Raw genomic sequence first — 22,615 nt, forward strand, 5'->3', positions numbered from 1 at the left:
TCGTCCTCTTAGTTCTGCAATTCTTTGCTGACCGGCAGGGTTTCAAATTCCTGCTGATTACGGCGCGCGCCCTGTGCCAGCTCGCCCAGGATTTTGGTCAGGAAGGGGGTTTTCAGCGTGTAGTAGCGTTTGGCGATGATGGCGCTCAGCACATAGCAGACCGCCGGGGCCAGGGTAAACAGGCCGATAATGATGCTGATGGTCGCGCTGTTCTGGGTTTTGGCCGCCGCGTCGTAGCCGCCGCCTGCCAGCATCCAGCCGATCATCGCCCCGCCCAGCGCCAGCCCCAGCTTCAGCACGAACAGCGTGCCTGCAAAGCTGATGCCGGTCAGGCGCTTGCCGTTGGTCCATTCACCGTAGTCGACGGTATCGGACATCATGACCCACTGGATCGGCGTCACCAGCTGGTGCAGCACGCCAATGACGAAGATAAAGGCGAACATCACCACGGTGGCATGCATCGGGACGAAGAACATCGCCACGCTGACCACCGCCAGCGCGGCGTTGGTCCACCAGAAGATGCTGACCTTGCACTTCCAGTCGGTGAGCGGTTTCGCCAGCGCGGAGCCAATCAGGTTGCCGACGCAGTAGGTGGTGAGGAACGCGACGAACACTTCCGGCGAGCCCATGATCCAGGTGCAGTAGTACATCATCGCGCCGCCGCGCACGCAGACGGCAAGGATGTTGAGGATGGTCAGCACGCCCACGATGCGCCACTGGTCGTTTTGCCAGATATCGCGCAGGTCTTCCCGCATGGAGGTGGTGCTCGGCGGCACCTGGATGCGCTCTTTGGTGGTGAAGAAGCAGAACGCCAGCATCAGGAACGCGACCACCGACAGCACGGCGATGCCGCCCTGGAAGCCGAACGCCTTATCGTCGCCGCCAATCAGCTTCACCAGCGGCATCATCAGCACCGTGGAAAGCATGCCGCCCGCGGTCGCCAGCACAAAGCGCCAGGACTGAAGGGAGATACGCTGCGTCGGGTCACTGGTGATCACGCCGCCCAGCGCGCAGTAAGGAATATTGACCACGGTATAGAGCAGGGTCAGCAGCGTGTAGGTCACGGCGGCATAAACCATTTTACCGTTGAGGCTGAGGTCCGGCGTGGTGTAGGCCAGCACGCAGATGATGCCGAACGGGATCGCGCCGAACAAAATCCACGGTCGGAACTTGCCCCAGCGGCTGCGGGTGCGGTCGGCAATCAGCCCCATGCACGGGTCGGAGATCGCATCCAGCGCGCGCGCCAGCAGGAACATGGTGCCGACAAATCCGGCGGGAATGCCGAAAATATCGGTATAGAAAAACATCATGTACAACATGACGTTATCAAAAATGATGTGGCTGGCGGCGTCTCCCATGCCGTAGCCAATCTTCTCTTTTACTGACAATACTTCGCTCATCTTTTTTTATCCTTCACGCTATTGGGGGCGCTGAGACCGGTTACAGTGTTTTTAAACCATTGTTTCTTGAGCGGGTATTGCGTTTTCTGGTTAGCAGATTACGTTTCTTGTTTTTTGTGATCGCGGTAAATATTGGGGAGCACAAAGGGCTAACATGAGGATTTTCTTAGGAATTAACTGAAACAGGGGGGTACAGGTCAAAAGAGAGGTGAAAAAAGTGGTGTTGGGTATGTGGTAAATGCCTGAAAGTAGCTATAATGCGCCCCGCCTCCATGTAGCAATGCAGGCGCGGAAGATCGTCATCTCCGGTGAGGTGGCTGGACTTCAAATCCAGTTGGGGACGCCAGCGTTCCTGGGCAGGTTCGACTCCTGTGATCTTCCGCCAAAAATTCATTTCTTTTTATACAAAGCTTCGAGTGCTGCTAATAAGTCTCTTAATCCAGTATTGAAATCTTTTCTAAAATCCGCATATTTTTTTGTTTTTAATAACTCAGGTATTTTGCAATCTTTCAAAAGTAAGGGAAGTACATGAATACGATCATGCTCAATCTCACTCCAATACTTACTTTGCCATTCTCTCTCAACCCATTTTGAAGAAATAGCATTTTCAGAAAGGATAACAATTACAAAATCAGCTTCCTCTAATCCGTTAGAAACTCGTTCAGGTATACTTTCACCAACTTTAATATCCCATTCATCCAACCATGGGATATATCCATTTGCTTCAAGATCCATACATAACATTTTTGCAAATGGTTTATCCAATGACGAATGAGAGATAAAGACTTTAGCTCCACTTGGTTTACTCATGTAGCGCTGCTCCACAATTTTTTCTAGAAAAGTAGTTTCAACGTAATGTAACTCTGAAAAATAACTGCTTAATTTTTTATATGGAATTCTGTTTTTAACATTAAAAGGTGAGCATAACTCTGTAAGTTCATTTTTCCTTTTCATTAGATCATGCATTGAAGGGTAGTCTAAATCATCATAAGGGATAGCGTAGTGCTCTGTAGCTAACAAAAAATTACCAAAACAGACAATAGCAACTGGAGTAATATTCTCGTTGTTTTCCAGACTATCATTTTCATCCCATTCAAAATCATCTGGAAAAATCAAATCATCATCATCGTAATAACCAATACGCCCTTTAAATTTCCCAGAGACTACTTTAACGGCACCATATCGATCCATTTCTTTAGGCATAGCTGAATCCCATACTCTCAATATGAACCCTTAGGTTCAATTTTCCTTAATCGCAAAGCCTCCCTCGCCATTTCCTTCAATCAATTGGCGAGACTCATCTCTTCCTCAGCCGCCACAGCATCCAACTGCTCCTTCAATGCCGGATCAATGCGCATCTTAAACTGCGGAGACTGCCCGTCGCCTTTTGTTTTTTTTCGCGCGATATAATTGACATAAGGTCACCTAAACCTCCTGTATTAGCAACGCCTCGATGTGCGGGAACACAACCGGAGCGTCAAACCTCACCAACTATCAAGAAGTTGATTATGGCTGATTCACATTCTACCCCAGACCCCGACCAATCCGGAACCGAGCGTTCGTTAATTCTGGGATACCGCCCGAACGTTTTCGACAAATCCACGCCGAAAATCATCCTTTCCGGCAAGTGGCTGCGCGCAGTGGGTTTTGATACCGGACAGCAGGTCACGGTAAAGGTCATCAAAGGGTGCATCGTTCTGGTGGCGTATAACGAGCAAGAGCAGCGGTTGCAGGACGATTATAAACGGACGAAGGCAAAGCTCATTGAGATAGAGGACGCGCTTGCGGCGATTCAAACTCCACGTCCTGGAAAGCGGCTCGCAAACGTGAGTACTAACCACCGAGCTTAACGTTGAGAATTTGGAGGCGGCATTACTGATAATGATGTCATCCATTATCCGGCAGGAGAAAATGATTAACATTCACTATCCGGAAATCCCGGATAGTTCGCCTGAAGGGAAACATCAGGTTTTCAGAAAGATAGTTAACCATAACGGGTACCGCTCTCCCGAGGCGCCCAGTTCCACCAGGAACCCTCAAACGCCCCAGTAATACCAGAACGAACGCCAGCCTCACTCTCCAGCATGAATGAAAAAACGCTGGAAAGCGCCTCGCAATTTCTTAATTGCACGATCCGTTTGAAATCCCCTCTTTGTCATACTCCTGCCACTAACAGCCTGGCTGTCGATGACTGCCATTGTATTTATTAACTACAGCTTATATTCTTTTTATAAGCTACAGCTTATCATGGACGAAAGCATGTGGACGGTTCGGTTCGGAAAGGTATTCGAGCAGTGGTTGTTTGAACAAGAAGAAGGATTACAGGATAAGGTACTGGCAGACCTGCTAAATCTGCAACACTATGGGCCACGTCTTCCTCGTCCCTATGCAGATACGGTTAAAGGCTCACGGTATAAGCATATGAAAGAATTACGTATTCAATATGCTGGTCGTCCTGTTCGTGCTTTCTTCGCATTTGATCCTGTACGTCAGGCCATTGTGCTTTGCGCGGGCGATAAGAGTAACGACAAAACCTTTTATGAAAAAATGATTCGCATCGCAGATGCCGAATTTTCCCTTCATCTGACAAGCCAAGAGGCAGCCAAGTGAAAACCTTAAATGAAGTGATTGCGTCACGTTCACCGGAAAGCCAACAACGTATTAAAGAGATGGCAGAGGAAATGATCCTCGAAACGGGTCTGCAACTTTTACGTGAAGAGCTCAGGCTTTCGCAAAAAAAAGTTGCCGACCTGATGGGGGTGAGCCAGCCCGCAGTAACTCAGATTGAGCAACGTGGAAATGAACTAAAAATTGCCACGCTTAAGCGTTACATCGAGGCAATGGGTGGGAAACTCTGTATCGACGTTGAACTTCCCACAGGAAAACGCGTTGCATTTCATATCTAACAAGTGTGATTCCTGCGTTAAGTGAATATTCACTTAGCCAACCGCATATGCAGCAACGGAAACGGATTCCCCTGCCCGTCCAGTTCCGAGCGTCCGACCTGCTCAAACCCCATATGGCGATAAAACGCGACGCCCTGCGGGTTCTGCTCATTCACATCCACTTCGTTCGCGCCGAACGCTGCGATGGCGTGTTGCAGCAGCAATTTCCCAACGCCTTTCCCCCGGCTCGCATCGTCAACAAACAGCATTTCAATGCGGTTTTCATCCACGCCTAAAAAGCCGTGAATAACGCCTGCGTCATCCTGGGCCATCACGACGGTGAGGTTAGGCAAATACGCGTTAAGCAATAACGGGCGCAGCGCCGCGATATCGCTTTCCTGTAAAAAGTGATGGGTAGCGCGGACGGAGGATTCCCAGATCGCAACCAGACGTTCGAAGTGTGTGGGGAGTGCGGTTTCTATTTTCATGGGGGGATCATGTGCGGTTTAGGACGTTAATTCAAGTCACTCCTTGCGCTCTGTTCCCCCTCACCCTAGCCCTCTCCCTCAGAGAGAGGGAACTGACCGTGCGGTTTTTCATCCCCTACCCTGATCTCCATCACCGCATACACCCCGTCCTTCGGCACGATCACGGTGACGTTTTCCACCGCCACGCCCGCCGCGAGGTGGATGTCCTGCAGCTGCTGCAGCGTCCTCGGGTGAATATCCTCCCAGCCGATACCGCGCAGCACAAAGTCAATGTGTGGGCTGCTGGTCAGCATGTTCGACACAATCACCGCCCCGCCGGGTTTGACCAGCCGCAGCGCGCGCTGGAGGAAAATCACCGCATCGGTATCGTTGAAGTATTCGAAAATCCCCAGCGCGTCGACCAGTTCGGCCTGATGCTCGCCCAGCTCCAGCAGCAGGTCCTCGTTACGCACCAGCGTATGGAGCAGGTTGCGCCTGAGCAGCGTCAGCTGTTCGCCCACCACAATACCTTCCTGCGCCGCCATGGTTTCCGCCCAGCTCAGCGCTACGGGGTCTTTGTCCACCAGCGTGAGATAGACCTGCTGGCCATCAAGCTTTGCTTCACGTAGCGCCTCCAGCACCGGAATGGCGGCGCCGCTCGCGAGGCTGACCCAGTTGTTCTCGCTCTCATTGTGAATGTACTTATCCACCAGCGCGGCCAGCACCCGGGCGCGGGAACGCACGCCGATGGCATCATTTGCGTGGATAAACCACTGGCGGCTGTCGCTGTCCATTTTTGTTCCATCGGGCAGGCGGTCTTCCAGCGGGTTTTGCACCACAAACAGCGCCAGCGCGGAGGGGACCAGCCGGGTGCGCCACGCGGTGAGGGCCGGGCGGTTACGGAAGGCCTGTTCGGAATAGCGGTTCTGGGGGACAAGCACGGCCTGCCCGCCCTCGTCGTATTCCACCCGCGGCGGACGGAGCGCTGGCTCGGCTTTCAGGGCGCGGTCAAGGGAGGCGATCTCCCGGGCAGCATCGTCTTTCATCGGCCACTGGTCGCTGACGTCGGGAAATGACGCGCTGAAAATCGTCATATTTTCCGGCGCATCGCCGCGAAAAGGCTGCCAGTTCATGTCGTCTTCTCCCCGTTAGGCTTTTAACGGAAGTCTATCCAGGCGAGCCAGTAATGCCCCAGGAAGAAAGCACGATTTTTATTGCTTCACCCACACCAGCTGATCAACCCGGAAGCCCAGGCTGCGCGCAGTATTCAGGTAGTCCTGCTTCACCGCATCCGGGATGGTCGGCGTGCGCGACAGGATCCACAGGTAATCGCGGTTCGGGCCGCTGACCAGCGCATACTGGTACTTATCGTCCAGTCTGATCACGTTATAGCCGCCGTAGAACGGGCCGAAGAAGGAGACCTTCAGCGCGGCCGTGGTCGGTTCGCCGGTAAAGTACGCTTTCCCCTCGCTCTCGTTCCACTTATTCTTCACCGGATCGTAGCCCCGGTTAAGCACGCTGATACCGCCGTCGCTGCGCTTGCCGTAGGTCGCCGTCACCTGCTCCAGCCCGCGTTCGAAGCGGTTTTCCAGACGGGCGACTTCGTACCATTTGCCGAGATAGCGGCTGGCGTCAAAGTGGGTAATAGGCTGCACGCCTTTCGGCGGCGTGGGGGATTTACAGGCGACCAGCGTCAAAGCAATCGCAACACCGGTCACAACAGGCCATAGCTTCATGAGAATTCCTTTCATTTGCACGGTTGGATGTTAAGTGTAGTGCACCGTTTCGGCGCTTCATCCCGTTCGGGAAAATTCGTAGTATATTGAGAGTATTCCTCCACTCTGGACACGGACATGGCTTACTCCATCGGCGAATTCGCCAGACTCAGCGGCATCACCGCCACCACCCTGCGGGCGTGGCAGCGTCGCTATGGTTTACTCAAGCCACAGCGCACGGAAGGCGGCCATCGCCAGTACAGCGATGAGGACGTCCAGCAGGCGCTCAAAATCCTCGACTGGGTAAAAAAAGGCGTCCCGATCGGCCAGGTCAAACCGCTGCTGGAACGCCCGATGCCGGGCCGGACCAACAACTGGCAAACCCTGCAGCAGAACATGCTGCAACGCCTGCAGGACGGCAAAGTCGAGTCCCTGCGCCAGATGATTTACGACGCAGGACGCGAGTACCCAAGACCCGAGCTGGTCGCGAACGTGCTGCGCCCGCTGCGCAGTCAGGTTTCGGCCAACGTGGCCGCCGCCATGACCCTGCGCGCAATCCTCGACGGCATCATCATCGCCTACACCTCGTTTTGTCTCGAGGGTGATAAAAAAGCGCCGGGCGATAATATTCTGCTCAGCGGCTGGCACCTGAACGACGCCTGCGAGATCTGGCTCGAAGCCTTAACGCGCACAGGACAGGGACACCGAATCGACATTCTGCCCTCGCCTCCGGCCGCGCTGGCCCCGGAAATTTTCCCGGAGCGCAAATGGCTTCTGGTCACCAGCGGCAAGCTCACCGCGGCGCGGAAAAAGCAGGTGGAGCAGTGGCAGCAGCAGGTATCGCTTGAAGTGATTATCCTCTGATCATTTTCTCCTGCGGGAATCTTCACGAAAAGTTGAATATTTTCCCGCGCCGCAGATGCTAACGTTTTCCTGTCACGAATAACTCCACAGGAAAACACCATGAAAAAAACTACCCCTCTGCTGATGCTGGCCGCGATGGCCTTTACCCCTGCCGCCTTTAGCGCCGCTCCTGCTGGCACCCTGAGCGTACACATCCTCGACCAGCAAACCGGCACGCCTCCACCGGGCGTCACCGTCACGCTGGAAAAGCAGCAGCAGGACAAATGGACCCCGATCGCCAGCGGTAAAACTGACCAGGATGGACGCATCAAATCGCTCTATCCGCAGGACCAGGACATGCAGCCTGGCGTGTATAAAGTGACCTTCAAAACCGCAGAGTACTTCCACGGCAAAAAGCTCGACTCCTTCTTCCCGGAGATCCCGGTGCTGTTTACCGTGACACGCACCAACGAGAAACTGCACATCCCGCTTCTGCTGAGTCAGTACGGTTACTCGACCTATAAGGGCAGCTAAGATGCATTGATTCTAAAGGAATAAAAAAAATAGTTCCGCGAATACTTGGACAAATTAGTCATGTTGTGTAAGTTTTAATTATATGAACGGGAGGACGACACCATGACGACGAAACCAGTGCTGGGTATTAGCGGATGTTTGACCGGATCCGCCGTTCGCTTTGACGGCGGACACAAGCGTATGGGCTTCGTCATGGATGAACTGGCCCAGTGGGTGAATTTCAGGCCCGTCTGTCCGGAAATGGCCATCGGCCTGCCGACCCCTCGCCCGGCGCTGCGTCTGATCGTGACGGAACACGGTGAAACGCAGATGCGTTTTAGCCATGCGCCTCACGAAGACGTTACGCAGAAAATGGCGGACTTTACGGCAGATTTTTTGCCGAAAATCGGCGATCTCGCTGGTTTTATCGTCTGCGCTAAATCCCCAAGCTGCGGCATGGAACGCGTGCGTCTGTATGATGAAAACGGCAACCGGGGCCGCAAGGAGGGGGTCGGGCTGTTCACCGCCGCCCTCCTTGAAACCTGGCCGTGGCTGCCCGTGGAAGAGGATGGACGCTTGCACGATCCGGTGCTGCGGGAAAACTTTGTCGAACGTGTTTTTGCCCTGCACGAACTGAACACGCTGCGTAAAAATGGCCTCACGCGCCGCGCGCTGCTGGACTTCCACAGCCGTTACAAACTCCAGCTGCTGGCGCACCATCAGGCGGGTTACCGTGAAATCGGCCCGTTCGTTGCCTCGCTGCACGAGTGGGAAGATCTGGACGCTTTCTTCGTGGCGTACCGGGAAAAGCTGATGACCATCCTGAAAAAACCCGCTTCGCGTAAGAATCACACCAACGTGCTGATGCATATTCAGGGCTATTTTCGTAACCAGTTGAACACCCGCCAGCGCGGCGAGCTGCGCGACGTGATCCTGCATTATCGCAACGGACAGTTGCCTATCCTCGCCCCGATCACGCTGCTGAAGCACTACCTGGCCGAATACCCCGACCGGTATCTGATGACGCAAAACTACTTTGATCCCTATCCTGATGATTTGGGTCTGCGTCTGGCAGTCAAGTGATGAAAAAAATGCGAAGGCCCCATTGACCCGTAGAGGCCCAAAGCAGTACCCCGTTTAGACGACATCCTCACTGTCGTCTCTTTTTTGCATTTCATCTCAAAGACTGTGATTATATACAGGCTTATTCTGCGAAAGGGGCCTGCCTGTGATCCACACCCTGCACATTCAAAACTACCGCTCCATCCGCGAGATGTCGCTGGAGCTGGAGCAGCTCAATATCGTCTTCGGGCCGAACGGCACTGGAAAATCAAATATCTACAAGGCGATACACCTGATGCACAGCGCCGCGCAGGGGCAGTTTTCCCAGGCGCTGGCAAACGAGGGCGGCATTCTAAAGGTGTTCTGGGCAGGCAAAACCCGTAGCGACCAGCTACGGCGGATGAACCTCGCGGTGGAAACAGAGAGCTACGAATACGAGCTGCAGGTCGGGTTTGTGGAGAAGCTGCCCTATCCCTCGCAGTTTCAGCTCGACCCGGTGATCAAAGAGGAGTCCATCTGGCTGAGCGGCCAGCACCGTCGACCTTCGTCACAGCTGATGAAGCGTAAGAACCAGGCGGTGTTTCTGAACAACGTGCATCACGAGAAGGTGACCCACAGCGGCACGCTGTACGAGAACGAATCGGTATTCGGACAGCTCGGCGAACCGCATCTTTACCCGGAAGTGTCGCAGATGCGCGAGTCCCTGCGTAACTGGCGATTTTATCATGAGTTTTCTGTATCAATCGGCTCGGCGATGCGGGCCCCGCAGGTCGGTTTCCGCTCCCCGGTGCTGGCCAGCGACGGCGCTAACCTGGCGGCCGCGTTTCAGACCATCGTCGAGATTGGCGACGAGCTGTTGCTGATGCGCATCCTTGACCAGGCCTTCCCCGGCTGCATGTTTTACAGCGACAACACCGGCGGACGTTTTCGCATGATGATGCAGCGCGAGGGGCTGAGCAGACCGCTGGAACCAGCGGAGTTTTCCGACGGTACCCTGCGCTTTCTGTGCCTGGCGGTAGCGCTGTTAAGCCCGCGCCCACCGGCGTTTATCGCGTTGAACGAACCGGAAAACAGCCTGCACCCGCAGATGCTGCCTGCCCTGGCGAGCTTAATCGCCGAGGCCAGCCGCTACTCGCAGATCTGGCTCACCAGCCACTCGCCGGAGCTGGCACAGTTGATTGAGAAGCAGCGATCGTTTTCGCTGTATCAGCTGTCGATGGTGGAGGGAGAGACACGGGTGGAGAGGCTGGGGTAGCTCTATATCCTCATCTCTTACTCACCGGGGTGGATTCTTTTCTTTCGACATAAAGCATTGTATTCCTCCAATGATTACCCCACCACTAATGGAAAGGTTAACGGCTTCAACAAGATCACTCATTGGAAAATCAAATTGCCCGATGAAAAAATAGGTAACAAAGGCTATCAGCAAACGGCCGCACAAAAGCGTGGCAAAAATGCCAGCGATCCAAACAGCTACCAGCAATAGGAATAATTTTATCCTCGTAGTAAACATTATTTTTTCTCGCTTAATTTGTTTTGTATAGCCTCAGTGGCAGCCTGTCCTTTGCTTCCGAAATATTCAGAACTCAATGACTCCAGAACCGTTCCTGTAAATTTCGGAATCACATATTGCGGGAGCATTTCTTGTACTTTCTCATAACCCTTGCCTGTTAATACCCCTCCCGCTGTTCCTATTCCTGCACCAATGGTGGGAGCAAGTGGATCTTTCCCTTGCAACACAGCCCCCGCATAAGCACCAGCCATGCTTGCGCCTTCGGTAAACCAGAATCCACGCCCTTGCGTTAATCCACTAACCCCTGTTGCTACAAGTGCGTCGGTTACGCTGAAGGGATCATTACTGTTTAATTGAGACCACACATTTGCTGTGCCACCAATCATTCCAGAAGCCACGACGGATCCTGCCGTTGCCGCTCCAGGTAATAGTGCGGGAGCAACTACACTTGACATTCCCGCACCCCATGCTTTAACTAGCCCTGTAGCGGGTTGCTGATTTTCAGGCAAGTCTCCTTTTGCCAGCTTATTCAACATGGCCTGCTTTTCATCCGCAGATGCACCTTTGTCTTCCGCATAATTGTTCAATGAGCCTGCAGAAGTCATATATTTGGCCAGACCATCAGGTAGAGGGAAAGAATTGGCATTATTCTCAGCCGCATTCTTCCCGCTTTGCGCACCCGTTGCTGCCGAGACCGTCTTATTCCCCGCAATTCCTCCAGCCATCCCCGCCGATATTGATGCCAAAGTAATGACCGTCTGCTTTTGATCTTCGCTCAGTTTCGACAAGTCTTTAACATCCGGATAGAGCAGGCTGGCTATAGCATGCGCAGCTAGCTCGCCCGTTGCCGCCCCTGCAGCTCCCGCAGCGGCGCTGTTGCCCTGAAGAGCCGCCACCGCGCCGCCCAGAATAGCGTGCGCAACGGTATTAACGGTAGGATCGCCTTCGGTTGATTTAAGCAGATGCGCCAGCTCAGGCGCCGACGCGCCTGCCAACGCACCCGCAATATTACCTCCCGCCAGTCCCTGAAGTGCCGCCGTTGCCGCCTGAATACCGCGCTGAATATCGCTGCCTGTACCGTACTTCGCCATTGCCGTCTGGCCAGCCTGATTCACGATTTGCTTATCACTTGGGTTAGCATTACCTTCCGATTTCAGCTTCTCTTTGGCCGCCTTCAGCGCCTCCGGATCGGTCATGGCGTTCCGTGCCGCTATCTCACCCTGCGTCCGCGCGATATCCGCCGCCTGGCTGCCGATATCACTGATAAGCCCGACCGCTTTCAGGCGATTTTGCTCTTTCTCCTTGTCGAAGATTGGGCTGATGCTGTCGTTGGCATGTTCGGTATCCCGGCTCAGGTTTGCCACATCCTGCTTCTGATTATCCCGATCGCGAACGATAATGGTGCCGTCTGCCACCGCCGCCTGGCTGGTGCCTTCCGCATGGCCGCTGTGGCTTGCGCCTGAAATCATGCCGCCCGGCATTTTGCCTTTAAAGGTATCGCCAAAACTACCGCTCCCACTCAGGCTCACACCCGTATGGCTGACCTTATAATCCGCCTCGTTGTGAAGGTCGCTAAAGCCCAGCGTTCCCGTGTCTAACGAATTTTTGTCAGCCGTCGCCGTGGAGGCAATAACCGCGCCATCCAGCTGTGTGTGACGGCCAACCGTGACGTCAAATCCACCATTACCGGCAAACAACCCCGTCTGCTCTTGAACGGAGTCGTACGTGCTCTTCATCTTATCCTGACTGGCACTGATGTAGCCGGAGCCAGTCATACTTCCGAACGTGAAGCTGCCGCCCGCCGCTACGCTGGTCTGCTTAGATTTGTAATCATTATTGTCCTGCTGACTACTCATCAAAAGATCGCGGCCAATATCAGCGACAATCTTCTCACCGTTGACCTGCGCCCCGTTCAGAATGCCATCTCTACCGCTGGTCATGGAGACCGTACCGCCGCTGTCCAGCGTGGTTTCGGTCCAGGCGGTGCCGTTACCTTTTTCATTACCTTTAGACGCATTCACATTGGCGAAAACACTGATCCCCATCCCGCCGCTGCCGCCCCCAATACTTACGCCCACACCACCACCGCTGCTGCTGTTTTTGCCGGTGGTTTTCTGCGTGTTGGCCGCTCCCGTCAGCAGGATGTCGTTTTCAGCATTCAGCGTGGCGTCACCGCCCGCTTTCAGCTGACTACCGCCGATCAGGATATCGCCGCTATTCGCACTCTTACCTTTGCCCGTGGCGGTAATGGAAAGATCGTTTCCGGCATTGATCGTGCTGCCCGCTACCGTGTCGCTATCGGCATGCTGCTGAGATTTCGATTTCTGGCTAGTCAGAGAGAGGCTGACACCAAATCCGTTCGCTGGATCGCCAGTCTGCTGAGCAACAACCGCTCCCTGCGCCGCCTGTACGCCCGAGAGTGTCGCTTTCGTTGCCTGCAGGGCAGCCAGACGTCCATCACTTTCTTTAGACGCCTCCTGTGCAGTGGTTACAGCGCTGTTGATTGCGCTACCCACTACGCCAGACAGAGCCACCGTAATGCCACTGGATTTTTGTTCAAACTTCTCATCGCGGGCGCGTTTGTCATGACCCGGCTCGATTACCACGCTGTCGCCGGCGAGCGCCATATTTTTGCCAGCCACCAGGTCAGCACCGCCGACATGCAGCTGATTACCGGCGGCAATATCAACGCTCCCCCCCGTCGAGCCCACCGTACTGAAGCTCTGGCTCTGGGTGGTACCCTTCTCACGGAGATCCTGGGTACTTTTGCTGCTGCCGATGGTGAAACCAATCCCGCCCGAGCCCATCAGGCCGGATTTTTTCTCTTCCTTAAAGCGCCAGGAGGTATCGCTGTTCGTCGCTGCCACAATATCGACGTTGTTGCCCGCCTTAAGCTGCACGTCGCCATCGCCCGCCACGGCGGAGCCGTTCACCAGCAGGTTATTGCCCGCAACGACCTGCACGTTATCGCCGCTCAGCAATGAGCCGGATTCACGCGTCGCGCTGTCCTCCTCGATGGTGTGGGTGGTTTTCTTGCTCAGGAACCCTTTTTTGGTTTTGGTCTGCTCTTTGTAGTGATAATCGCTTTCGGTAGCGGTATTAAGATTGACGTCGCGGCCTGCCGCCACGCCGATATCGCCCTTCGCCGTCACCTGCGCGGCTTCGGTAGTGACATCGCGCCCGGCGAGGATCTGGGTATTCGCCCCGCTGGCGATCTCGGTTCCCTGCTGGCGTACCGATTCGTTGATGACGGTTTTCTTGCCTGACTTATAGCTATCGCCCTGTGTGGTCTCTTCCGCCGCCAGATTCACGTCGCGACCCGCCTGCAGCCCGACGCTTTTCTCCGCTGCCAGCGCGGCGGCCTGAGCGTTGATATCCTGCCCGGCCTTCAGCACCAGGTTATCGCCTGCGGAAATCGTGGTGCGGTCGAGCCCGGTGCTGTGGGACTCGCTTTTCCCTTTACGGCTGCTTTCGCTGGTCTGTGCCGCGTTCAGATTGAGATCGTTGCCCGCACTCAGCCCCGCGCTGCCGCCCGCCTTCAGGTCGCTGGCGGTCACGTCAAGGTTGTGCCCGGCGTTCACCAGCAGGTTGCCGCCCGCGGTGACGTTACTGCCCTGATACGTGACGGACGAACGGCTGGTTTTCGCCCGGCTGGAGCTGAATGCGTCGTTGATCTGATTCGCGTTGACGGCAATATCGCCCCACGCGTTCAGCAGCATATCGCCGCCGGAGGCCAGGTTCGCCCCGGTAACGGTGATGTTTTTCCCCGCCTCAAGCGACAGGCCATCCTGCGCGGTAATAGACGCCGTGTTGCCCAGCAGGGTGTCTTTCAGGCCGATCTTGCCGTACTTCCCTCCGGCGTTGATATCAATCTGCTCAACCTGGGTCAGGTTGTTGATGCTGCCGTCCAGGCTCTCCAGCGCGACCGTTTTGCCGCTGATGGTGGAGCTGATGTTATTGATATCGCCGATGGCACTCAGGTTCAGGTCGCCGCCCGCTTTCATCAGGCCGTTGTTGAGGTTGCTGATGCTGTTCTGGCTGTCGAGCATCAGGCTGTTTTTCGCCAGCAGCGAACTGCCGCTGTTGGTGATGTCGCCGCCCTTCAGGGTAACGTTGTTACCCGCGATTACGCTGCCGTTATTGACGGTGACGTCCTTCGGTGACAGGTAGAGTTTCGGCACCATCACGGTTTCGCCGTTGACGGTGGCTTTCTCCCACCACAGCAGGCTGTGGTCGAGCGCGGCAATCTGATCGGCGGTCAGCGAGACGCCAAACTGCAGGCCCAGCGACTGCTGCGCCGCCGCCGCGTTATCCATCAGATAGCGCATCTGATCCAGATCGGAACCGATGCCGTTCAGGTAGCGGTTACCGGTCTGGTTGAGCACCACGTTGGAGACATAACGGGTATCGAACGCCGCATCACCGAGGAAGCGGTAATCGTAATCCGGGTTCAGGTTGAGTCGGCCGAGCATGTAAGACGAGCCGAGGAACTGCTTCTCGTCGGTAAACGCCAGCCGCGTCTCCTGCGGCGCCGTGGACGATGGTTTGACCCCGAGCATCGCGTTCAGATCGGCAAACAGGGCGGGATCAAGCTGTCCGAGACCGTTCAGTTTCGGGTTGATGCTGATCAGGTACGGGCTTTTCGGGTTATCGGAGAAGACGAAATAGCCGTTGTTGCCCGACGGCAGCGGGTAAGCGCTGGTATCGACGCGCTGGCCCTGATAATGCCCGACGGCTCCGCCCTGAGCGGTTCTGAGATCGGCGGTGGTGACCCCGGCGTTCGCCAGTGCGCCCAACTGGCCGAGGTTCGCGTTGCCTTTCTGCCTGGTGCCAATGTCGCTGAGAGGCGTGCCGGACGCGCCGCCGTTTTCCAGCGCGCCGCCGCCGTTAAGCTGCTGCAGCGCACCCTGGAGCTGATCGTTCCACTGCGGCGAGTTCACCGCCACGGTGCCGGTCGTGTTCAGCCCCTGTTTTTGTACGCCGCTGCCGACGCTCTGGTTGCTGAGGGTGTTCAGCGACGGCGTGGAGATGACGTTGCTGACGCCACCAGCATTGGCGGTGGTATTGGTGTTGCTGATGTTACTGGTGAAGTTTGCGGTGACGTTACCGCTTGCCTGGATGACGGCGCGGTAGAGTTCACCCGGTTGGAATTCTGTTTCATGCCCAACCAGATTGTACTCAATAGTATCATTCTGGAATTTGATATTCTTACTACCAGCCACGCCTAACTTACTTGTTGCGTAACCAACAGACGCAGATAACGGTTTATATTCATAAATCAGGTAATCAACCTCACTACCTGCCTGCCAGCTCTGGTTATTTAATTGATTTCCAGACAGGTGAATATCACCGTTTGCCAATATATTGCTGGCATTATTATCAAGTCTGGAAGCCTGAATAGTCAGGTCACTACCTGAAGAAATACGCCCTGATGGAGAATCGCCCCCTGTGATAACAGTTGTGCTGTATCTTCCGGAAAAACGCTGCCTGACTGTATTTTTAAAAGGAGCCAGATAATAGTATGTGGAGCGATGGATATTACATGCACTATTAGCTCCACAGTTACCAGCACCCGGACCAGTAATGACTTCTCGCGAATAAAAACCATAACTTCCATCTGGCAGAGCCGTAACAGGCACATCTATTGTTGACTCACCTGTCATCCAGTCATCAACTGGTTGTACCTGACTCTGAGTTGAAGCTTTAAGCCCTTCCCGCTCATTTCGTAAGTTGATGGTTTTAATATTAAGACTTCCACCCTGCGTCTCAATATTCCCCGACGTGTTCACCACCTGGCTGTTCGCATTCCCTGCCGCATCTCGCTGCATCCACAGGTTGTTCCCCGCCATGATGTCGCCGCGCTGGTTGGTGATGCTGTCGGCAAACAGCGCCAGGTTATTCGCCGCGTACAGCAGCGCGGTGTTGACGATGGCGCCCGGCGCGCTCAGGGTCAGCGAGCCGCGCGTGCCGGTGAAGCCGTCCACAGTAATATTGCTCCGGCTGGCCACGGTGATGTCACCTCCGCCCTGCACCGAGCCCGCGGCGTTCAGCGCCACGCTGCTGCCGGAAAGCGTACTCGCGCCGCCGCCAGTGGTGATTTGTCCGTTGTTGCTGAGCTGTCCGCCCGCGTTCAGGTTGACCGCCTGCCCCTGCAGCACGCTGCGGTTATCGATGTCGCCGCCGCTGTTGATGGTGAGGGTTCTGCCTGCCGCCACAGCGGTTCTGCTGGTAAACGCGTTCGTCAGCTGCAGCGTTAAGTCCCCCAGGGACACCAGCTGGCCGGTAAGGTCCAGCCCACGGCTTTGCAGCCACAGGTTGCCGCCGCTCAGCAGCTTGCCGCCCGCGCTCTGGGTTACCTGGTCCGCGCCAATATTCAGCTGCGTGTTGCCGAGCAGCGTGCCGCTGTTGTTCAGCTGGCTGTAGTTAACCGTCAACTGTCCCGCCTGGGTGGTGCCCTGGCTGGCGAAATTGGTGCCGGTCAGGGTGGCGCGATCGGCCACCCACGTGCCGCCGTTGGTGGCGTTTGCCGCATTCAGGATCAGGTCGGTGGCCTGCAGCCAGCCGGTGCCGGTGAACTGCGGCGTGCCGAGCGTCAGGCGCGCGCCGGAAAGCAGCCTGCCGTCATTACGCGCCTGCGAGGAGGCGGTCACGCGCGTCTCGCCGCCGCCCTGGATCAGGCCGTAGTTAAACAGCGCGGGCGTGGTCAGCGTCAGCGCATCGCGGCTGACGATTTCGCCTCCGCTGTTGTTGGTCAGTGTCCCGCTGAGGGCCAGCGTCGCGCCGTTATCGCCCTGCAGACGTCCGTTGTTGGTGAGCGCCCCGGTGGTAATGCCGAGCGTGCCCCCCTGCATTTTGCCGTCGCTGGTAACGGAGGCCGCCGTGATGTTCAGCGCCCCGCCGGACAGCAGGGTGCCGCCAGACTGCTGGCTGACCGCGCCGGTCTGGCTGAGGGTCACGCCATTCACGCCGCTGATGGCGCCGCTGTTGCTGAGCGTACCGCCTGTCAGCGTCAGGTTTTTCGCCGCCCACTGCCCCTGGTTCGCCAGCGTCGCGGCCTGCAGCGTCGCCGCACCCAGCGCGGTGATCCTGCTGCCTGTGGTTCCGGTGAGCGTATCGGCCAGCGTCATCTGCAGCGCGTCGGCGCTCTGCACCGCGCCGCTGTTATTGAGCGACCGGGCGTTAAGCAGAATATTCTGTGCCTGCCAGCTGCCGGCGTTGGTCACCGCGCCGGACGCAATCGTCAGAGTACCCTGGGTGAGAAGCTTACCGCCTGCGCCGTTGATCAGCTCCTGCTGAGGCGCGGCCATCGCCATGCGCGCCATCAGCCGCTGCTGCCCCTGAACGGTCAGGCTCTGCAGACCGGTTAAGGTGCCCTGGTTGTTAATGCTGTTCTGATGCAGCGCGAGGGTGTTCCCCTGCACGGTGCCGCTGTTTTTAAGCGTGCTGCCGCCGAGCGTCACATCGCCCTCGCTGAGGAGCTGCCCGCGGTTATCCAGCGTCTGTGCGGTGATATCCGCCCGGCCCTGGCTCATCAGCGAGCCGGTTGAGGTCAGTGTGCCGCCGGTCGTGGCCGTCAGCGGTCCCTGGCTGAGCAGAGACCCGCCGTGCGTCCAGTCGCTGGCGCGGATGTCCGCGCCGTTCCCCTGCAGCGTGCCCTGCGTGGTCAGCTGGCCTGCATCCAGCGTCAGCATGCCGCCGGAGAGGGTGCGCGAGGCCGCGCCCGTGGTCAGCGTGGTGCCGGTGAGCGCCAGGCCGTTCGTTCCCTGCATCAGCCCGCCGTTGTTCATATCGCGGGCAGTGAGGGACAGCGTACCGCCCGTGATGCGCCCCGGGTTCGCCAGGGTGTCCGCGGTGAAGGCGGTCGTGCCGCCGCTCTGCAGCAGCCCGGTATTCGTTAACGCCCCGCTGAGCGTGCCGCTGAGTCCCGTCTGCCCGTTCACCGTGCCGCTGTTGGTGAGGGTGGTGCCGGTCATGCCCAGTGTGGCGCCCTGCAGCGTACCGGCGTTGGTCAGCTGTCCGCCCGTCAGCGTGAAGCCGCCGCCGGAGAGCCATTTACCGTTCAGCTCGTTGATAAAGCGGTCGGCGGTGGCGTTAACCGCGTTGCTGCCCTGCATCAGGCCGCTGTTGCGCAGCTCAGTACCGCCTGCTGTCAGCGTTTTGCCCGCCACCGTGCCGCTGCTGGTCAGCGTCGTCGCGTTAAGCACGGCATCGTCGGTGGCAACGATGTTCCCCGTGTTGGTCAGGGCATTGCTCAGGCCCAAATCCAGGCTCTGCGCCTGAATATCGCCCCGGTTCGTCAGGTCGCTGCCCCGCAGGGTGAACCCGCCCTTCACCAGCAACAGGCCAGCGTTATCGAGCGTGTCGAGGGATAAGTTCAGAGGACTGCCGCTCACCAGCTGCCCGGTGGCGCCGTTGCTCAGCGCGCGGGTGGTCAGCACCAGCGTGTCGTTGCCCTGAAGAATCCCGGTGTTGTTCAGCTGCGCAGCCTTCACAGTGAGGGCTTTCCCGGCCAGCTGGCCGTCGTTGAACAGCTGCGCCGCCGTCAGCGTGAACAGATTCTGGCTGAGCAGGGCACCCGTGTTATCCAGCCTGCCGGTCGCGGAAAGCGTCAGGGCGTCCAGCGTCTGAACGCTGCCCTGGTTATTCAGGCTCCCGGCGTCAAACGTCGCGCTGCGCCCCTGAAGGCTGCCCGCGTTGCTGAGGGTTTGTCCGCTCAGCGTCAGGCTCTCGCCGCCCGTCACCTGGCCCTGAGGCTGGTTCGTGAAGGTGTTCCCGGACCAGGCCAGCGTGCTGCTGCCCTGAAGCAGGCCGCTGTTCTGCAGGTCGCCCCGCAGGGTCAGCACTTTCGCCAGCAGCTGGCCACGGTTATCGGTCCTGTCGGCCTGGACGTCCAGCGCCTGCTGGCTGAGCACCTTACCGCTGTTGGTCAGCGTGCCGGTCACCGCCGCCGTCACGCCCGTTTCCCCCAGCGCGTTACCGGTGTTCATCCACTCACCGGTGGCCAGGTTCAGGGTGTTGCCCTGCAGCAGCCCGGCGTTGTTCAGGGTGGTGTGGTGCAGGGCGAGCGCGCCGCCGGAGAGCAGCATACCCGCCTGCTGGTTAGTGAGCTGTGCCCCCGTAGCCGTCAGGGAGTGTGTCCCCTGCAGCGTGCCGCCGTTGGTCACCGACGCGCTGTTAAACTGCGCGTCGGTACCGGCCATCAGCCCGCTGTTCGTCAGGCTGGCGGTAGTCAGCGTCAGGCCGTCCCGGGCAATTACCCGCCCGTCGGCATCGTTGCTGGCCTGTCGGGTCAGGTTCAGCAGCAGCGCGGTGGCGCTGAGCTCGCCGCTGTTGACCAGCGTTTCACCGCCGAGCGTCAGCGTTCCGCTGCTGCGCAGCGCGCCACGGTTAGTAAGGTCTGCCACACCGAGCGTCAGCGCCGAGTCCCCCTCGACGGTGCCCTGGTTTTGCAGGCTGTTCGCCGTGATGTGCAGGTCGCTGGCTGCAATATTGCCCGCGTTCGCAAACGCAGTGCCGTTCAGGGTGAGCCGGTCGTCCGCCAGCAGGCGTCCGGTATCGGTGTTGGTCAGGCTGAGGTAGTCGCTGCTCAGGCTGACGCCGTTGATTTCACCCTGGTTTGTCAGCGTGTCGCCCCGGAGGCGCAGCGTGCCGTCGGTAGTGATAAGCCCGCGGTTAGACAGCACCGGAACGTTCAGCGTTAAATCCTGCGTGCTGTAGACCGATCCGCCCGCGAGGTTTGTGAGTGACCCGGTCTTCAGGCCGAGCAGGGTGGTCCCCTGCAGCAGTCCGCTGTTCTCCACCGAGGCAGCGTCCAGCGCCAGCGTACCGGCAACCAGCGTACCACTGCTGGTGATGCGTTCAGGAGCCGTCAGGGTCATGCGTTCCGCTTTTGCGACGCCGGACTGGAGGATGTTCTGTCCGCTGAGCGCGATGGCGCTGGCGGTAAGCTCTCCGCCGCTGGTCAGGTCGCCGGTCGCGTTAAAACTCAGCACGTTACCGGTGGATTTCCCGGCGTGCGCAATCGTGCCCGCCGTCACCGACAGCGCCCCCTTCGCCGCCTGCGTGCCATTCAGCGCGGCATTCTGCGCCTGCAGGGTAAGCCCCTGCCCGCTCTGCAGATGCGCATCCTGGCCGGTGGTCAGGTCGCCGGTACTGACGGTTAATGCCCCCGCCGCGTCCGTCTGCCCGTTCAGGCTGGCGCTGCGGGTCGCGGTAATCTGAACATTGCCCTGACTGGTGGTACGGGACGCCTGACCGCTGGTCAGGGTGCCGGTCTGCGCCGTCAGCGCCGTCGCGCCGGACAGGGTGCCATTCTGTTCAAGCGTGTCTGCCGTCACGCTCATCGCCCCGTCAGCCAGCAGGCTGCCGCTGTTACGCAGGGTCTGCTGCGCCGCGACGTTTGCATTGCCTTTCGCGCTCAGCGTGCCCATCTGCTCCAGGGTACCGGCGCTTAGCGCCAGGTTGCCGGCGCTCTGCAGGGTACCGCTGTTAGTGACCGTCTGCCCCTTCAGGGTGACGTCGTTACCCTGCACCATGCCGCCGTTTGTCAGCTCTCCTGCGTTCACGTCAAGGTGGCCTTTCGCCGCCAGCTGGCCGCTGTTGGACACCCTGTTGCCGGAGAGGGCAATGTCGCGCCCCGCATTCACCTGCCCCTGATTACTGACGGCGCTGCCCGTCAGGCGGACATCGCCCGTGGCATCGGCCCGGCTCTGGCCGTCCATCATCAGCTGTCCACCGCTCAGGGCCAGACGCTCCCCTGCCGAGACCGCACTGGCCGTGGATGACAGCGTGCCGCCGCTGCTGAGGGTCGCGCGGGTATCGCTACCGCTGCGGGTATTCGTCAACGTGATATCTTTCCCGACCGTCACGCTGAGCGCACCTTTGCTGGTGACGCTGCCGCCGCGCTGCGTCAGGCTGCCGTCGGTGGACAGCGTGGTGTCGGCCTGACCCGTCAGCGTCGCATCCGCAAGCGCCATTCCCTTTTTACTCGTGACGGTTAGCGCCCCGCCCTGTGCCGACACGCCGCCGCCGTTTACGGTCAGGGTATCTTTACTGTCCAGTGTCGCCGCGCCGCGGGAGACCAGGGAGGTATTGCTGAGCGTCATCCCCTGCCCGCTGCTCACCGACAGCGCGCCTGCGCTGTTTGTCCCGCCACCCGTCGTCTGCACTTTCCCCGCAGCGGAAAGGCGCATATCGCCCTGGCTGGCGAGCGTGCTGTTATTGAGTTTCACATCCTGCGAGCTGGTTACATTCACCGCGCCACCGGCCTGATGGCTGCCGTTGAGGACCACTCCCGCGCCATTCGCGGTAATCGAGCCGCTGGCCAGGCTGTTCGTGACCGTCAGTTTCCCGCCCGCGTCCAGCTGAATATCGCCCTGGCGCGCGGTGAGGTTGCCGAGGTTCACCCCCACGCCCGTCTCGCTGGAGACCAGGCGGATACGGTTGGCATACATCCCGCCGAGCGCGCCGGTATCCACGGCCACCACGGGCGCGGCACCCTCACCGGCAATCGGCTTGACGCTGCCGTCTGCGCCCACGCGGTTCGCCCCTGCCGTTACCGTCAGGTCGTTCGCATGTATCGCGGCGTTCACTTCCGTCGCGCGCGCAATGATCGACAGCGCGTCGCTCTTGCTGGCATCCAGCCCCTGGCCTTCAACCGTGATGGCGCCTTTCGTCACCTCCAGCGCCTGCAGGTTACCGCTGGCGTCGAACTGCGGTTTCCCCGTGGTCAGGGTGACGTTCGGGGTGTTGATAAATCCGCACCCGTTACAGGTAATGCCGTACGGGTTGGCCACCATGACGTTTGCTGCTTTACCGGCGACTTCCGTGTAGCCCTGTAACTGCGAGCGGCTGGCACCCGTGACTTCGTTGATAATGCCTTTCGCTTCCCGCCCGGCCTGCAGGTTGGGGTTGTTCTGGATAAGCCCGCCCAGCTGGGTCTGGGTTAAACGGTCCGTGCCGTTATTGAGGATAAGCCCCTCTTTGCCGACGTTATACTCACCGAACTGGTTATGCGAGATACCCGCCCCGTTGGGCGTGGCAATGTTGACGACCGGCACCCCGTTCCCCGCCCGATCGACCGTGGTCTGCCCGGTCGGCGTCAGCGCCGCCGCGACGGCAGGTGCCATCGGCTGCCAGACCATTAAGCCGCAGACAATCCAGCTGATCAGACGCTGCGAGAAACGAACGGGTGGGTGACGGGTATCCATAGTCGTAG

At 58.0% G+C, this 22,615-nt stretch carries 13 protein-coding genes and 1 tRNA gene; 8 read left to right on the forward strand and 6 right to left on the reverse strand.

The window, feature by feature from the left end; all coding sequences use genetic code 11:
• Positions 1-8 precede the first annotated feature (8 nt).
• Positions 9-1,400: a glycoside-pentoside-hexuronide family transporter gene (locus ACMGGE_RS16340; protein ID WP_196365570.1), complete on the reverse strand. Its 1,392-nt coding sequence runs from the start codon at positions 1,398-1,400 to the stop codon at positions 9-11.
• A 290-nt stretch (positions 1,401-1,690) separates the two neighbouring features.
• Between ACMGGE_RS16340 and ACMGGE_RS16345 the strand changes: the two genes are divergently transcribed.
• A tRNA-Sec gene (locus ACMGGE_RS16345) sits at positions 1,691-1,785 on the forward strand.
• A gap of 5 nt (positions 1,786-1,790) precedes the next feature.
• On the opposite strand, the gene ACMGGE_RS16350 is transcribed toward ACMGGE_RS16345, so the two are convergent.
• Positions 1,791-2,603 carry a toll/interleukin-1 receptor domain-containing protein gene (locus tag ACMGGE_RS16350; protein ID WP_420293960.1) on the reverse strand — a complete coding sequence of 271 codons (813 nt, stop codon included), beginning with the start codon at positions 2,601-2,603 and terminating at the stop codon, positions 1,791-1,793.
• Between the two features lie 305 nt (positions 2,604-2,908).
• Between ACMGGE_RS16350 and ACMGGE_RS16355 the strand changes: the two genes are divergently transcribed.
• The 3 genes from ACMGGE_RS16355 to ACMGGE_RS16365 all read left to right on the forward strand — a co-directional run bounded on the left by ACMGGE_RS16355 (position 2,909) and on the right by ACMGGE_RS16365 (position 4,306).
• A complete protein-coding gene (locus ACMGGE_RS16355) occupies positions 2,909-3,250 on the forward strand; it encodes a SymE family type I addiction module toxin (RefSeq protein WP_063622790.1) in 342 nt (113 codons plus the stop codon).
• Between the two features lie 409 nt (positions 3,251-3,659).
• Entirely contained in the window at positions 3,660-4,010 is a 351-nt protein-coding gene (locus ACMGGE_RS16360; RefSeq protein ID WP_045907956.1) for a type II toxin-antitoxin system RelE/ParE family toxin, read from the forward strand.
• Positions 4,007-4,306 (forward strand): helix-turn-helix domain-containing protein, encoded by a 300-nt coding sequence (locus ACMGGE_RS16365; protein ID WP_045352829.1) that lies wholly within the window; start codon positions 4,007-4,009, stop codon positions 4,304-4,306. The genes ACMGGE_RS16360 and ACMGGE_RS16365 overlap by 4 nt, the downstream gene beginning before the upstream one ends.
• Before the next feature lie 29 nt (positions 4,307-4,335).
• Here ACMGGE_RS16365 and ACMGGE_RS16370 read toward each other — a convergent pair whose 3' ends face one another.
• The 3 genes from ACMGGE_RS16370 to ACMGGE_RS16380 all read right to left on the reverse strand — a co-directional run bounded on the left by ACMGGE_RS16370 (position 4,336) and on the right by ACMGGE_RS16380 (position 6,488).
• Complete coding sequence (locus ACMGGE_RS16370) at positions 4,336-4,773, reverse strand: acetyltransferase (RefSeq protein ID WP_420293961.1); 438 nt, start codon at positions 4,771-4,773, stop codon at positions 4,336-4,338.
• A gap of 65 nt (positions 4,774-4,838) precedes the next feature.
• Positions 4,839-5,885, reverse strand: a complete 1,047-nt coding sequence (locus ACMGGE_RS16375; RefSeq protein WP_420293962.1) for a class I SAM-dependent methyltransferase — start codon at positions 5,883-5,885, stop codon at positions 4,839-4,841.
• A 78-nt stretch (positions 5,886-5,963) separates the two neighbouring features.
• Positions 5,964-6,488 (reverse strand): lipocalin family protein, encoded by a 525-nt coding sequence (locus ACMGGE_RS16380; RefSeq protein ID WP_063622787.1) that lies wholly within the window; start codon positions 6,486-6,488, stop codon positions 5,964-5,966.
• A gap of 117 nt (positions 6,489-6,605) precedes the next feature.
• Here ACMGGE_RS16380 and ACMGGE_RS16385 point away from each other — a divergent pair, with 117 nt between their 5' ends.
• The 4 genes from ACMGGE_RS16385 to ACMGGE_RS16400 all read left to right on the forward strand — a co-directional run bounded on the left by ACMGGE_RS16385 (position 6,606) and on the right by ACMGGE_RS16400 (position 10,140).
• On the forward strand, positions 6,606-7,331 hold the full coding sequence (locus ACMGGE_RS16385) for a MerR family transcriptional regulator (protein WP_248222742.1): 726 nt from the start codon (positions 6,606-6,608) through the stop codon (positions 7,329-7,331).
• Positions 7,332-7,430: 99 nt separating this feature from the next.
• Positions 7,431-7,844 (forward strand): hydroxyisourate hydrolase, encoded by a 414-nt coding sequence (uraH, locus tag ACMGGE_RS16390; protein WP_048226512.1) that lies wholly within the window; start codon positions 7,431-7,433, stop codon positions 7,842-7,844.
• Between the two features lie 102 nt (positions 7,845-7,946).
• A complete protein-coding gene (locus ACMGGE_RS16395; RefSeq protein ID WP_048030819.1) occupies positions 7,947-8,906 on the forward strand; it encodes a YbgA family protein in 960 nt (319 codons plus the stop codon).
• Positions 8,907-9,051: 145 nt separating this feature from the next.
• The gene (locus ACMGGE_RS16400) at positions 9,052-10,140 is read left to right on the forward strand and encodes an AAA family ATPase (protein ID WP_420293963.1); all 1,089 of its coding nucleotides are present in this window, start codon (positions 9,052-9,054) and stop codon (positions 10,138-10,140) included.
• A 257-nt stretch (positions 10,141-10,397) separates the two neighbouring features.
• On the opposite strand, the gene cdiA is transcribed toward ACMGGE_RS16400, so the two are convergent.
• Positions 10,398-22,607 (reverse strand): contact-dependent inhibition toxin CdiA, encoded by a 12,210-nt coding sequence (cdiA, locus tag ACMGGE_RS16405; protein WP_420293964.1) that lies wholly within the window; start codon positions 22,605-22,607, stop codon positions 10,398-10,400.
• Between the last annotated feature and the right edge of the window lie 8 nt (positions 22,608-22,615).

Origin of the sequence: Enterobacter sp. BNK-22, assembly GCF_048684805.1 — a bacterium.
Classification (GTDB): Bacteria; Pseudomonadota; Gammaproteobacteria; order Enterobacterales; family Enterobacteriaceae; genus Enterobacter; species Enterobacter quasiroggenkampii.

Bases quoted from the DNA above. Each gene is read 5' to 3' on its own strand.
- ACMGGE_RS16340 (WP_196365570.1), bottom strand. From the start codon at position 1,400: ATGAGCGAAGTATTGTCAGTAAAAGAGAAGATTGGCTACGGCATGGGA.
- ACMGGE_RS16350 (WP_420293960.1), bottom strand. From the start codon at position 2,603: ATGCCTAAAGAAATGGATCGATATGGTGCCGTTAAAGTAGTCTCTGGG.
- ACMGGE_RS16355 (WP_063622790.1), top strand. From the start codon at position 2,909: ATGGCTGATTCACATTCTACCCCAGACCCCGACCAATCCGGAACCGAG.
- ACMGGE_RS16360 (WP_045907956.1), top strand. From the start codon at position 3,660: ATGTGGACGGTTCGGTTCGGAAAGGTATTCGAGCAGTGGTTGTTTGAA.
- ACMGGE_RS16370 (WP_420293961.1), bottom strand. From the start codon at position 4,773: ATGAAAATAGAAACCGCACTCCCCACACACTTCGAACGTCTGGTTGCG.
- ACMGGE_RS16375 (WP_420293962.1), bottom strand. From the start codon at position 5,885: ATGAACTGGCAGCCTTTTCGCGGCGATGCGCCGGAAAATATGACGATT.
- ACMGGE_RS16380 (WP_063622787.1), bottom strand. From the start codon at position 6,488: ATGAAGCTATGGCCTGTTGTGACCGGTGTTGCGATTGCTTTGACGCTG.
- ACMGGE_RS16385 (WP_248222742.1), top strand. From the start codon at position 6,606: ATGGCTTACTCCATCGGCGAATTCGCCAGACTCAGCGGCATCACCGCC.
- uraH (WP_048226512.1), top strand. From the start codon at position 7,431: ATGAAAAAAACTACCCCTCTGCTGATGCTGGCCGCGATGGCCTTTACC.
- ACMGGE_RS16395 (WP_048030819.1), top strand. From the start codon at position 7,947: ATGACGACGAAACCAGTGCTGGGTATTAGCGGATGTTTGACCGGATCC.
- cdiA (WP_420293964.1), bottom strand. From the start codon at position 22,607: ATGGATACCCGTCACCCACCCGTTCGTTTCTCGCAGCGTCTGATCAGC.